15 protein-coding genes are annotated in these 12,197 nt (G+C 65.1%); 6 read left to right on the top strand and 9 right to left on the bottom strand.

The genetic code is table 11. From position 1 onward, the window contains the following. Positions 1-22: 22 nt before the first annotated feature. Positions 23-193 carry a hypothetical protein gene (locus tag LDZ26_RS17220; RefSeq protein ID WP_175941955.1) on the bottom strand — a complete coding sequence of 57 codons (171 nt, stop codon included), beginning with the start codon at positions 191-193 and terminating at the stop codon, positions 23-25. Positions 194-284: 91 nt separating this feature from the next. Here LDZ26_RS17220 and LDZ26_RS17215 point away from each other — a divergent pair, with 91 nt between their 5' ends. From LDZ26_RS17215 to LDZ26_RS17205, 3 genes are all read left to right on the top strand, one after another. After that, positions 285-956 carry a glutathione S-transferase family protein gene (locus tag LDZ26_RS17215; RefSeq protein ID WP_244849373.1) on the top strand — a complete coding sequence of 224 codons (672 nt, stop codon included), beginning with the start codon at positions 285-287 and terminating at the stop codon, positions 954-956. A 105-nt stretch (positions 957-1,061) separates the two neighbouring features. Then, on the top strand, positions 1,062-2,699 hold the full coding sequence (locus LDZ26_RS17210) for an ATP-binding domain-containing protein (RefSeq protein ID WP_244849372.1): 1,638 nt from the start codon (positions 1,062-1,064) through the stop codon (positions 2,697-2,699). A gap of 19 nt (positions 2,700-2,718) precedes the next feature. Further along, positions 2,719-4,539 (top strand): ATP-binding protein, encoded by a 1,821-nt coding sequence (locus LDZ26_RS17205; protein ID WP_244849371.1) that lies wholly within the window; start codon positions 2,719-2,721, stop codon positions 4,537-4,539. Positions 4,540-4,542: 3 nt separating this feature from the next. On the opposite strand, the gene LDZ26_RS17200 is transcribed toward LDZ26_RS17205, so the two are convergent. After that, positions 4,543-5,397, bottom strand: coding sequence for a helix-turn-helix domain-containing protein (locus LDZ26_RS17200; protein ID WP_244849370.1), 855 nt, complete (start codon positions 5,395-5,397; stop codon positions 4,543-4,545). Positions 5,398-5,644: 247 nt separating this feature from the next. On the opposite strand from LDZ26_RS17200, the gene LDZ26_RS17195 reads away from it, so the two are divergent. Then, a complete protein-coding gene (locus LDZ26_RS17195; RefSeq protein WP_244849369.1) occupies positions 5,645-6,154 on the top strand; it encodes a DUF6622 family protein in 510 nt (169 codons plus the stop codon). A 66-nt stretch (positions 6,155-6,220) separates the two neighbouring features. On the opposite strand, the gene LDZ26_RS17190 is transcribed toward LDZ26_RS17195, so the two are convergent. Next, positions 6,221-6,424 carry a cold-shock protein gene (locus tag LDZ26_RS17190; protein WP_175941946.1) on the bottom strand — a complete coding sequence of 68 codons (204 nt, stop codon included), beginning with the start codon at positions 6,422-6,424 and terminating at the stop codon, positions 6,221-6,223. Between the two features lie 70 nt (positions 6,425-6,494). Then, complete coding sequence (locus tag LDZ26_RS17185) at positions 6,495-6,740, bottom strand: hypothetical protein (RefSeq protein WP_244849368.1); 246 nt, start codon at positions 6,738-6,740, stop codon at positions 6,495-6,497. 239 nt (positions 6,741-6,979) lie between these two features. Here LDZ26_RS17185 and LDZ26_RS17180 point away from each other — a divergent pair, with 239 nt between their 5' ends. Together LDZ26_RS17180 and LDZ26_RS17175 are read left to right on the top strand one after the other, a co-directional pair. Beyond that, the gene (locus LDZ26_RS17180; protein ID WP_244849367.1) at positions 6,980-7,135 is read left to right on the top strand and encodes a hypothetical protein; all 156 of its coding nucleotides are present in this window, start codon (positions 6,980-6,982) and stop codon (positions 7,133-7,135) included. 109 nt (positions 7,136-7,244) lie between these two features. Then, complete coding sequence (locus tag LDZ26_RS17175; protein WP_244849366.1) at positions 7,245-8,006, top strand: SDR family NAD(P)-dependent oxidoreductase; 762 nt, start codon at positions 7,245-7,247, stop codon at positions 8,004-8,006. Positions 8,007-8,111: 105 nt separating this feature from the next. On the opposite strand, the gene LDZ26_RS17170 is transcribed toward LDZ26_RS17175, so the two are convergent. The 5 genes from LDZ26_RS17170 to LDZ26_RS17150 all read right to left on the bottom strand — a co-directional run bounded on the left by LDZ26_RS17170 (position 8,112) and on the right by LDZ26_RS17150 (position 12,155). Further along, positions 8,112-8,516 (bottom strand): helix-turn-helix domain-containing protein, encoded by a 405-nt coding sequence (locus LDZ26_RS17170; RefSeq protein WP_175941921.1) that lies wholly within the window; start codon positions 8,514-8,516, stop codon positions 8,112-8,114. 418 nt (positions 8,517-8,934) lie between these two features. Further along, on the bottom strand, positions 8,935-9,270 hold the full coding sequence (locus tag LDZ26_RS17165; RefSeq protein WP_244849365.1) for an H-NS family nucleoid-associated regulatory protein: 336 nt from the start codon (positions 9,268-9,270) through the stop codon (positions 8,935-8,937). A gap of 369 nt (positions 9,271-9,639) precedes the next feature. Further along, positions 9,640-9,858, bottom strand: a complete 219-nt coding sequence (locus LDZ26_RS17160) for a hypothetical protein (RefSeq protein WP_370650694.1) — start codon at positions 9,856-9,858, stop codon at positions 9,640-9,642. 290 nt (positions 9,859-10,148) lie between these two features. Then, positions 10,149-11,144, bottom strand: coding sequence for a luciferase-like monooxygenase (locus tag LDZ26_RS17155; protein ID WP_244849364.1), 996 nt, complete (start codon positions 11,142-11,144; stop codon positions 10,149-10,151). A 171-nt stretch (positions 11,145-11,315) separates the two neighbouring features. Beyond that, complete coding sequence (locus LDZ26_RS17150; RefSeq protein WP_244849363.1) at positions 11,316-12,155, bottom strand: phosphate/phosphite/phosphonate ABC transporter substrate-binding protein; 840 nt, start codon at positions 12,153-12,155, stop codon at positions 11,316-11,318. Between the last annotated feature and the right edge of the window lie 42 nt (positions 12,156-12,197).

The following is a 12,197-nucleotide window of genomic DNA, read 5'->3' as shown; positions in this document are numbered from 1 at the left end:
GCGGCGCTCGCCTTGCAGGACGCTACGAACGGTCGCGGTTGCGCGCCCGCGTGGCGCCCGTGATGACCGCGATTCCCAGCAGAATGACGGCCACGATGGCGATGGTATGTTGCGCCACGTGCATGGCGACGAGCGCCCACGACACGCCGCCGATCAGAATGAGCCAGCCCACGAGATAGATGATCAGGGTCATCGGGTTCTCCTTTTACTTGTCGGAATAGTCAGCGCTGCTGCGCGCCATTCGTCGCCTGCAAGACGCGTACCGTGCAGCACAACAAGAAGACATGCTCACCGTCCATCACCTGAACAACTCCCGGTCGCAGCGCGTGCTGTGGATGCTCGAAGAACTCGGCGTCCCCTACGAGATCAGGCGCTACGAGCGCGATCCGCAGACCATGCTCGCGCCCCCCGAACTGCGCGCCGTGCATCCGCTCGGCAAGTCGCCGGTCGTCACGGACGGCGCGCTCGTCGTCGCGGAGTCGGGAGCGATCATCGAATATCTCGTTGACCGCTACGGCGACGGGCGATTCGCGCCGCCGCACGGGGCGGCGCCTCAGCGCGTGCGCTACAACTACTGGATGCATTATGCGGAAGGCTCGGCCATGCCGCCGCTCTTGCTCAAGCTCGTGGCGTCGCGAATTGGCAAGGCGAAAATGCCGTTTTTCGCGAGGCCCATTGCGCGGCGCATCGGCGAGACGTTGCAGCGCGGTTTCATCGACCCGCAACTGAAGCTGCATTTCGGCTATATCGAAAGCGAACTCGCGAAGTCGCCGTGGTTCGCGGGCGATACCTTCAGCGCCGCTGACGTCCAGATGAGCTTCCCGCTCGAAGCCGGCAGCCAGCGCGCGGGCGCGAAGGATTGGCCGCATATCCGCGCGTTTCTCGAACGCATTCACGCGCGGCCGGCTTATCGGCGCGCGTTGGAGCGCGGCGGGCGATACGACTACGCGGGCTAGGCGCTCGCCCAGAAAAGCCCCGCGCGTTGCGTACAATGAGGCGCACCAAGCGCCGCTTCCTAGCCGCGCGTTTCTTCGCAAGTCCCTCACGCTCAAAGGCAACGCATGGCCCGAATCGTTCCCGACGACTGGAAGAACCTCGAAGCGACCGGCGCCGCGGCGCGCGAACTGGAGACGCTCGCGCAACTCGAAAAGCTGCCCGACGACTACACGGTTTATCACGGCGTCCACTGGACGCGCATCAACGAAGGCTTCTCGGTTTTCGGCGAGGCGGATTTCGTCGTGGTCGCGCCGTCGGGACGCGTGCTGATGATCGAGATGAAGGCCGGCTTCCTGCGCGAAACCGGCGCCGGGCTCGTCAAGGTCTATCTGCAAAAGGAGCGCAATGTCGCCATCCAGCTTGCGCGCACGCTGGAAAACCTGCACCGGCGCTTCACGGTGGCGTTCGGCGCGGGGACGTATCGCATCGAGGAACTGCTGTATTGCCCCGACTACACCGTGAAAGACGCGGCTATCGCGGGCGTGCCGCCGGGCCGTATCGTCGATGCAAGCCGTAAGGCGCAGCTTGCGCGCGTCGTGCTGGAGATCCTGCCGCCCGACGAGCCGCGCTTCGAAGCCGCCGCGCGCATCCACCACTTTCTCGCCGATGAACTCTCGCTCACGCCGGACACGAACGCGCTCGTCGGCGCGGCGAACACGCTCGTCACGCGGCTGTCGGGCGGACTCGCGACGTGGGCGCGGCGCCTCGAATTCGAGCCGTTCCGCCTGCGCGTGATCGCGACGGCGGGCGCGGGCAAGACGCAGCTCGCCGTGCGCGTGATGCGCGACGCGCTGGCCGCCGGCAAGAGCGTGCTGTATGTCTGCTTCAACCGGCCGCTCGCGGACCATATTCGCGCCATCGCGCCGAAAGACGCGAAGATCGCGAACTATCATCAACTGAGCGCAGCCGTTGCGCGCGATGCGGGCAGCCCGCCGGATTTCAGCCAGCCCAACGTCTTCGCGACGCTCGAAGAACGGTTCGCCGCCGTGCCCGTGCCGGAGCACTGGAAGACGGACGTGCTGATCGTCGACGAAGGCCAGGATTTTCAGGCCGCGTGGGTCGAGGCGCTCGAACGGCTGCTCAAGCCCGATGCGGCGTGGTGGTGGCTCGAAGATCCGATGCAGAACCTCTATCTGCGCGAGCCGGTGCCGCTGCCCGGCTGGACCATTCTGCGCGAAACCACCAACTATCGCAGTCCGCGCGACTTGCTCGGCTTTATCCGCAAGATCGTCGGGCCGGACGTGCGGCTCGATGCGGGCAGTCCGTTCGACGGCTCGGACGTGACCGTCTCGACCTATGAGGACGGCCATCCGGACGAAGTCATCGAAGCCACGAAGCGCGCCATCACGCATGCGCTCTCACTCGGCTTTCGCAAGCAGGACATCGCGGTGCTGTCGTTTCGCGGGCGCGAGGGTTCGGCGCTCACGGCCGTCGATCATCTCGGGCCGCACCGGCTGCGCGCCTTTACCGGAACGTACGATCTCTTCGGCAATCCTGAATATCGCGAGGGCGACGTACTGCTGGAGTCGATCTATCGCTTCAAGGGGCAATCCGCGCCGTGCGTGATCCTGACCGAAGTCGACTTCGACACGCTCGACGATCAGGCCGCGCGCAAAGTGTTCGTCGGCGCGACGCGGGCGACGATGAAGCTCATCGTGGTCGCCTCCGAACGCGCGACGCACGCGATGGAAGCGTTGCGCTAGGCCGCGCCGCAGTCGTCTCATGCCATTCACGCAGAACCGGCGTCCGTGGCTGCGCCGCCTTTGGTACGCGGCGCTGATCGCGCTCGCGGTCGCGCCGCCGCTCGGGGCAGTCGGCTACATGCTGTACTCCGGCCTGCTCGCCCGGCAGCCGCACGGCATGGTGGTGCCCTACGAAGGCTTGTATTGGGATGCCGCGCAGTTTCAGATTGCCTACGAACGGTTCGAGAGCCAGGTGCTGCTGTTTCGCAGCGGCATCGACGAAGATGCCGGCGCGGTCCGCGATGCCTATGCCCGGCTGCGGGCGCGGCTCGACATCGTGTCCGACGCCACGCGCACGCCCGAAGGCCACGACGCCATGCACAACCGGCAGCAGGAAATCTTGCGCCAGCTGCATACGGCGCTCGATTCCATCGAAGGCGACGTCAACCGGCTGACGGTCAGGCAAAGCCGCGCGCTGCGGGTCCTCGGCGTGCTGCGGCAAAACGCCCCCGCCGTCGCGGAATTGGCCACCGGCAGGCGGCTGATGGACGCCGCTGAGCGCGAGAACGTCGTACATGACTTCGAGGCCAAGCGCCGCTATCTGCTTTATGGCGGCATTCTGCTCGGCTTGCTATCGGCGGCGGCGACATCGCTGCTATTGCTCAACGGCTATCGGCGCTCGCGCCTGATCGAGCAGCAACGCGCCGCGCTCTCAGCCGAGCATCTGGCGACCCGGGCGGCGCGCGAAACGGCTGTCGCGAAAGACACGTTCCTCGGCATGATCAGCCACGAACTGCGCACGCCGCTGCACGCGATCGTCTCTTCGATCGAACTGCTCGGGCTGAATCTGCGCGGCGAGGCGGATCGCAAGATCATTCAGCGGCTGGAAACCGGCGCGCGTCATCTCGAAGCGCAGATGCGCGACCTGACCGACTACGCGCGCCTCGGCGCCGGGAAGCTCGAACTGCGCCTCGCCGCGTTCGATCCCGCCGAACTGCTCGATTCCATCGTCGATGCAAACCTGCCCGCCGCGTCCGCAAAGGGCCTTGAGTTGCGCGGCGAATACAGCGGCGCGCGCGGGCTGCTGGAATCGGACCCGCATCGCGTGCGCCAGATCGTCACGAATCTCGTCACCAACGCGATCAAATACACGGACGCCGGGTCCATCGACGTTCGCTTCGTGCGCGACAAGGCGCGTCTCGATATCACCGTGACCGACACGGGGCCGGGCATCGCGCGGGAACAACTGCCGCTCATCTTCGAGGAATTCACTCAGCTCGATTCGTCCAGCACGCGGCGTTTCGACGGCGCGGGCATGGGGCTCGCGGTCGTGCGCGGGTTGGTCGATCTGCTCGGCGGCACCATCGACGTGTCGAGCGAAGTCGGTCAGGGCGCGGCGTTTCGCGTGAGCTTGCCGGCGGCGTCCGTCGACGCGATGCCCGAGCGCCGCGACGACGACGCCGAAGCGTCCGGCTTGCGCAAGTCGCGCGTGCTGGTGATAGACGATCACGAGTCGATCCGCGACTCGCTGATCGAGATGCTGACGCTCCTGGGCTACTGGGCCGTGGGCATGCCGGACGTCGACAGCGCGCTCGCGTGGCTGCGCGCCAACGACGCGGACGTGATCCTGCTCGATCTGCACATGCCGGGCAAGGACGGCTACTCGTTCGCCAACGAATACCGCTCGCGGATCGCGCCGGGCGCGAGCGTGCCGATCATCGCGGTGAGCGCGTACGTGCCCGAACTCGTCGATCCGACGGCGACGGTGCTTTTCTTCGACTATCTGCTGAAGCCGGTGCGCTTCGAGGTGCTGAAGGCAGCCGTGCATCGCGCGGCGACGGCGCGGCGGCGCGCTGCCTGAGGCTTAGCTCCGCAACAGCCGCTTCGACAAGTCGGCCACCAGAATGCCGAGCCGCGCCGGCTTCTCGAAGCACGCGACGTTGTAATCGCGAATGATCTGGCTGATTTCCGATTCGCTCGCCTTGCCGGTCGTGAGTTCGCCGGTGAGCACGAAGATCGGCGCGTCCGGGTTGTCGGACTCGCGCACCGCCTGTATCGCGCCCGCCGACGTGTGCGCGCCGAACAGCCAGTCGATCACCACGGCGTCGAAGACCTGCGACTGCAGCGCCTCCAGAAACGCGTCGAGGCCGTAGAAGGCCATCGCGGTGAAGCCGGTCATCTCCAGATAGTCGTGCAGATTGTCGGCCGACGCGTGATCGTCGTCGACGACCGCGATCACGGGCTTCTCCGTGTCCGCGCGGCGCGGCTGGATCTCGATCTTGTGGACGTCGCTGGCCTGCTGCAACAGCACGCCCTCGTGGCGGGTGACGATCCAGCGGCCGTTCACTTTCTGCGCAATGAAATCGGGCCGGCTGCCCGCGTCCAGTGCATCGCCGATCCACGCGGTGCATGGAATCTCGACCGAGCCGAGCTTCAACACGGCGTCGTGCGCGGTGCCTTCGGTGTCGTCGGGGCGCGTATCGATGCTGTCGAAAAGCTGGAGCGCGGGCTCGTCGAAGGCGTCCGCGACGCGGCGAATTTGCGCGAGCGTCCACGGGCTATTGCCGCGCAGCTTGCGGTGCCCTTGCGAAAAGCTCAGGTCGAGGATGCGGCACAGTTCAGCCGTCTGCTGACGCTTGCCGATGCCGTGACGGCTCATCAGCTCGCGCACGCGCTCGGCGACGGCGAGCGATTCCAGTGAAGAGGTTTCAGAGACCATGCTGCCAGGCGGATGCGGGAAAAGCTGCGAACGCGCAGCGAACCGCCCATTGTAAAGGGCAGCGGTCGGCGTGCTCGAAAACGAAACGATGAAGCAGCCGCCAATGTTCAGCATAGGAATGAAAACTCGCCGGTCGATCAATCTTTACAATGTAAAAATTGGTTGACGCGGCTGTCGCTCGGAGACAGAATGTTTCCACCGTAAAGATTTATCTTGTGACTTTCGAAGGGTTCAACGGAGAACGATCATGTCCTTGCAAACTGTCATGGCCGGTACGCCGGCGTGGGTTTGGGTGTTGTTGGCGGTGCTCGTTTCGCGCGGCCTCAAAGCGATGAAAGGCGGCACGGCGCCGCTCTCGAAGCTCGCAGTCGTGCCGGCGATCTTCGCTGCGTGGGGCGTGCTGCATGTCGTCACGGGGCCGGACGCCGGCTGGGAACCGGCGGCGACGTGGCTGATCGGCGGGGCAATCGGCAGCGGCATCGGCGCGATGCTGGCGAAGAGCAGCTCCATCGCCGTGGACCGCGTGCGGCGCACCGTCACCGTGCCGGGCTCTGTCGTGCCGATGCTGCTCATCCTCGCGACATTCGCGTCGAAATTCTTCATCGGCTTCGAACTGGCGACGGGCGCTGGCGTCGAGTCGACATGGGCCGTGCTCAATGCGCTGATTTCGGGCGTGGTCGCGGGAATCTTCGCGGGCCGCTTCCTGATCTACTGGCTGGCGCTGCGGCCGGCGGCGGTTGTGTTCGAACGGGTCTGATGGTCCAAAGAAAATAGCCGTGAAGCCGATGCGACGGCTTCACGGCTTTCGCGTCCGAACTCGCGCTTATTGCGGCTGGATGTTCGCGGCTTGCAGGCCCTTGGGACCCTGGCGCACCTCGAACAGCACCTTCTGATTTTCTTGCAGCGACTTGTAGCCGTCCGCCCGGATTTCCGAGAAATGCGCGAACACGTCAGGGCTGCCGTCGTCCGGCTTGATGAACCCGAAGCCCTTCGTGTCGTTGAACCATTTCACAGTGCCAGTTGCCATTATTTCCTCTTCTTATGCAGCGTTGAGCGAGACCAAATCTCGCTTGGGTGAGTAGTCGTTGAAGGCGTCTTCACGCGAACGCGGCTTCGGCGGGGATTTCGTCGAGCAGCGTGGAGAGCTGGCCCTCGGTCTCGCGGCCGCTGAATTCACGCAGCGTCGCGAGCAGCGTGCGCCACGGCGCCGGCCAGCGCGTTTCCCGCACGCAGCGGCCAGTCGCGTCGGTGATGCGCAACAGCGTGGTGTCGGGGTAGTAGGTGAGGGTGACGGGCATTCCGTCGAGAACGCAAGTAGCGGTACAAGGCTTCGGTGTGAACATGCTTTTTTTGTTGGATAAGTGGTCGTCGGTGCGCGCGGCGCGCGCCTGGTCGGTCGACGGTGCAGAGCATTTAGCAACCTATGTGCCTGCTAGCCGGCGGGTGGCGCGAAAAGCCAATTCCATCGTCCGAGTTCGAAAACGCGTTTCAAGATACTAAACGGCGAATGCTTCAGTTTCGTGTTCAGTTCACCCACGTTCACTGGATAAACTGCTTCGCACTTAGTTCGAGGGATCTCATCATGTTCGTCGCTGCCTTGTTGCTTTGTCCGGTCGGAGTCGCCGCGCTTTTCGCCTTCGCCCTGTATGCGGAAAAGGTGTTTCGTCGCGGCAGCAGCCAGAAGGCGCCCGCCCCGGTGCGTTCCGAGACGCGGCGGCGGGATTCTCACTGCGACTGACGCCCGCACGCGCGCGATCCGGTTTCGTTATCGAACGATCGCCCATTCGGATTGTTCCGTTATCGCTGGCCGACTATAGTGCTATCGACAACACAACGGGAGACAAGGCATGAATCGGATTGATCTGGCGGAACGCACCGTGGTCATCACCGGCGGCGCGCGAGGCATCGGCCTCGCGGTCGCGGAGCGGGCGCTGGCTTCGGGCGCGAACGTCGCGCTGTGGGATGTCGACGCCGAGCGGCTTCAGCGCACGCGCGCCGAACTCGCGTCCAAGCACGAAGCGCGCACCGTCAGCGAGTCGGTCGTCGAACTGACCGATGAAGCGTCCGTCGATGCCGCCGTGCAATCGACGCTCGCCGCGCACGGCAAGATCGACGTGCTGGTGAACAACGCGGGCATCACCGGCGGCAATGGTTCGACGTGGGAACTGGCGCCGGACGTGTGGCGCCGCGTGATCGACGTGAATCTGATCGGGCCGTATCTCACCTGCCGCGCCGTCGTGCCGCACATGCTGAAAAACGGCTATGGCCGCATCGTCAATGTCGCCTCGATCGCGGGCAAGGAAGGCAATCCGAACGCCTCGCACTACAGCGCGTCGAAGGCCGGACTGATCGGGCTCACGAAGTCGCTCGGCAAGGAGCTGGCGGGCAAGAACATTCTCGTGAATGCAGTCACGCCCGCCGCCGCGAAAACCGAAATCTTCGATTCGATGTCGCAGCAGCACATCGACTACATGCTCTCCAAGATACCGATGAACCGCTTCCTCATGCCGGAAGAAGCGGCGTCGCTCATTCTGTGGCTCTCGTCCGAGGACTGCGCGTTCAGCACGGGCGCGGTGTTCGACCTGTCGGGCGGACGCGCGACGTACTGATCCGCGCGCTTCACGGGAGAGACATCGACCACTCCGATGCGCCGGCTGCTGCCGTTCCTCTTGCGGCTGCGCGCTTAGTCATCGTCATATAATAAGCAAACCGAACTATCTACGGGACTTCGACAGCCGGTGCGCGAGACCCAGATTCGTCGCGATTTGCCAGACATACACGCGCGAGAAGCGCACGCCGAAGCGCCGCTCGATCAGTTCGCGCAGCCGCGCATTGGTCCACGCGTCGCTCGGAAAGCCGTGTTTGCGCGGCGAATTCTGCAACGCGGCCGCGATCCAGTCGAGCGCTGCGCGATCCAGCACGGACGTGCGCCCGCCGACGCCCATTTTTGCGAGCGCATCGAGCCCGCCGTCCGACACGATGGCCCGGTAGCGGCGCACTGTCTGCACCGACAGATGCAATTCGTCGGCGACCGTCTCCACCGATGCGCCTTCCAGCAGTCTGCGCCCGGCCGTCATGCGCCGGACGACGCTCGGAAGGGTGGCGGGGCGGGACGGCATCGCGCTGGTCGCTCGGTCGCGGTCCGCGGCTTCTTCGCGCGGCCAGTCAGGCGCAGAGCGCGGCGGCGCGGCCGCGCACCATTGAGTGCGCCTCGGAGGCGCAGGGCGCGTTCAGACAGGGCGCGGCGTCACGGCGTCCGTATGCGTTCATGCGTGGCTCCTTGTCGGGAGACTGCGGAACTCGATCGGGCGTGCTTAACGGCGAAAGGATGCGCGGCGGCGAAAGCCAGCCGGCTACTGTGGGCTACCAATAAACGTTTTACGGCGCAATGGACATGCGTCGCCGAAAATATTTCGTCTTGAATATTGAGCGTGAATTGCCTATGGACGCACGTACGCGCGTATCGACGGGTGTCGACGCTCAGTGATGCGACGGTTTTTCGTCAGTTCGTGCGCGAAGACAAGCCTCGCGGACACGTCAAACGCGATAGAACTCGATGTCCTGGCCCGCATGTACCGCGCGTTTCAACCATTCCGGCATGTCGCCGACGCCGTCCCACGTGTCGCCGCTCGCGTTTCGGAACACCGGACCCGCGCCGTTCGATACCGGCAGGGACGGCAGTTTCGGCATCGCGCGATGCGGTTTCGGCGCGCCATTCGCCGCGTTCCCGTTGGTCCTGGTAAACGTGGGCGGTACGGGAGGCGCGGCCTGCGCTTCGGCTAATGCTTCGGCCAGAGCGGTTTCGGTAATCCCGAATTCGGCCATTCGGCTGCGCAAGTACGCAATGATGCTATCTCGCTTTCTTTCGTCCACGGCTTTCCTGATTCAGCTTTTTGATTTGCAGAAGACGAACCGATGCCCCGCGCGGACCGGGGCGGTTCGAAGACTTAAATATATGTATTACCAAGCGTGGCGCAGTGTTTGCCGCTCGTCAATTGGTGTATTTACCGCGAGGCTGTTTTAATCCGCCAGACTCATTGACGCAATCGCCGATTAGAGCCGGTCCGGCCCATTCACTCGCTCGAGGATCACCGCGACGGACGCACGACGAGAGTGCGTGCGGGAAGTCACGCCGAGAACCGCGATCCGCAGAGGGGCATGCCGCGCCGCCGCGACTAGGCGACGGCCAAAAGGCTCGCTCCAGTTGTATTGTATGCCGGTCTTGGCCGCGTTTAAAAAGTTTTAACGCGAATGTTGTTCTCCCGGTAATTCCGCACCGTGCGCGCGAATCGCGGCAATCAGTTCCGCTGGCGTTATTTCATAACGGACTTCGCGATGAATGCCGGGTTTGCGTTCATCGATCTCGATCAGCAGCACGGCCTTGCCGTCAGCAGCGGGTTCGAGCTTCAACGAGCGCACTTCCTGGCCGGTGGTGTCGTCAAATTCGGTCAGGAGCGTCATGGCTCCGGTGGCTGCGCTTCTCGGCATCGACATTCTTCCTCCCGTCTTGCGACGCATTTGTTGTTGTTCCGCTGCATCGCCCAGCCGCGCGCAGCGAATGGCGTGCGCGCTCCAGGGACGAAACAGGGCGGATACGGCGGACGCGAAGCGCGGCGCCTGCGCGAGCGCGCTCCGGTATCTCATTATTGCCTGTCAAATGCGCGGGCGTCCAGCGCGCGAGATTTCCAGCCGCTTGCGCCCGCTTGCGCCCGCTTGCGCCCGCTTGCGCCCGCTTGCGCCCGTTCCCGCCCTCAGGCGTTGGCGGCGATCTCGTCGCGGACCTGCGCCGTGATCTCGAACGAACGCAGGCGCGCCGCGTGGTCGAAAATCTGCGCCGTGACGATGAGTTCGTCCGCCTGCGTCTGGTCGATGACCGAGCGCAGCCCGGCTTCCACGTCGCTGCGATCGCCGATCACCGAGCACGACAGGGAGTGCTCGACGCCCGCGCGCTCGGCCGGCGTCCACGCAATGGTTTCGACGGGCGGCGGCAGTTGTCCCGGCGTGCCACGTCGAAGATTGATGAACTGCTGTTGCAGCGATGTGAACGCGAAGCGCGCTTCGTCGGCGGTGTCGGCGGCGAAGACGTTGACGCCGACCATCGCGTAAGGCTTGTCCAGCGTGGCGGACGGCCGGAATTGCGAGCGGTAGACGTGCAACGCGGTCATCAGATAATCCGGCGCGAAATGGGACGCGAACGCGAACGGCAGCCCGAGCGCCGCCGCCAGCTGCGCGGAGAAGAGCGACGAGCCTAGCAGCCAGATCGGCACCTGCAGTCCCGCGCCGGGCACCGCGCGCACGCGCTGGCCTTCCACCGGATCGGCGAAATAGCGTTGAAGCTCCACGACGTCGTCGGGGAACGAATCGGCGCTGCCTTGCAGGTCGCGGCGCAGTGCGCGGGCGGTCGTCTGGTCGGTGCCGGGCGCGCGCCCGAGCCCGAGGTCGATGCGGCCCGGAAACAGCGAGGCGAGCGTGCCGAACTGCTCGGCGATGACGAGCGGCGCGTGATTCGGCAGCATGATGCCGCCCGAGCCGACGCGAATGGTCTTGGTGCCTGCCGCAATGTGCGCGATCACCACCGACGTGGCCGCGCTGGCGATGCCCGTCATGTTGTGATGCTCGGCGAGCCAGTAGCGCCGATAGCCCCAGCGTTCGGCGTGCTGCGCGAGATCGAGCGAATGGGCGAAGGCGTCGGCGGCGGTGGAGCCGAGCGGAATGGGCGAGAGGTCCAGCAGCGAGAAGGGGATCATTGCGAGTTTGGCGTGCTACAGCGTGATGGCGTGATGGCGTGGCGGCGCGACATGCGCATGGGCAGAGCGGCCTCGGCGCGGCCACGCGTTGGATATTCGATTGTGCCGAAAGTCTGCGAAGTCTGCCGAAGCGGTCGCGAGCCGGTGATCCGAGCGGAGTATCTGCCGACGCTACGCCAGCACCGGATATCCCTGCTCCGCCGCTTCGCGTTCGTAGCGAAGGATCGGCGCGTAATCCGCCCGCGTGAGGCGCACGAAGCCTTTGAGCCGCAGCCGGCCTGCGAGTGCCGGATCATGCGCGACCGTATCGCCGAGCGCGGCGGCGAGCGCATCGACTATTTCGCGCGGCACGCGTTTGGACGCGATGAACGGCAGCGCGGGCGCGCTCGCCGTCACGCCGATTTCGCGCACGCTGGCGGCCAGTTCCGGCCGATGCGCGCGCACGAATGCCAGCGTCACGCAGTCGATGGCGGCGATATCCGCGCTTTGCTCGATGGCGACCGCATGCAGCGACGCGAGATGTCCGCCGCTCTTCGCCACGGAAGCGAAGAAGCGCGAGCCCTGCGCAAACGGCGCCACGGCATGGCGAAAGAGGTTCATGCCGCTATTCGAATCGTCGTCGTTGTAGACGGCGCGCAGCCCGCGACAGTCCGCGAGCGATGCCGCGTCCACATGCGCGCCCGCGACGAGCACGCTGCGATAGCCGCCGCTCTCGCAGCCGTTTTGGCAGCCGTTTTGGCAGCCGGGCGCATCGAAATCGGGAGTGGCGACGAGCTGCACGCGATGATCGAGCGCATGCAGCAGCGGATAACCGCATGTCTGCGAGAGCAGCAGGTCGTCGCGCAGCCAGAAGGCGGTCAGGTCGGAAACCGAGTCGGTAATGCCGAGCGTATCGCCGCGGGCCTTCAGCGTGTCGGCGAGCCGGGCGTGCACGCCATCGAGCAACGCGCGCCAGTCGGCGGCGAGCGCGGGCGTGACGTTGTACATCGGCAGGGCGGCGGTCCAGTGCATCGTCGGGGAATGGCGGAGGATGTCGCATCGTAGCGGTAATCG

The organism is Caballeronia sp. SL2Y3 (assembly GCF_022879575.1).
Classification (GTDB): Bacteria; Pseudomonadota; Gammaproteobacteria; order Burkholderiales; family Burkholderiaceae; genus Caballeronia.
This window is presented reverse-complemented; position numbering and strand designations above follow the sequence as displayed.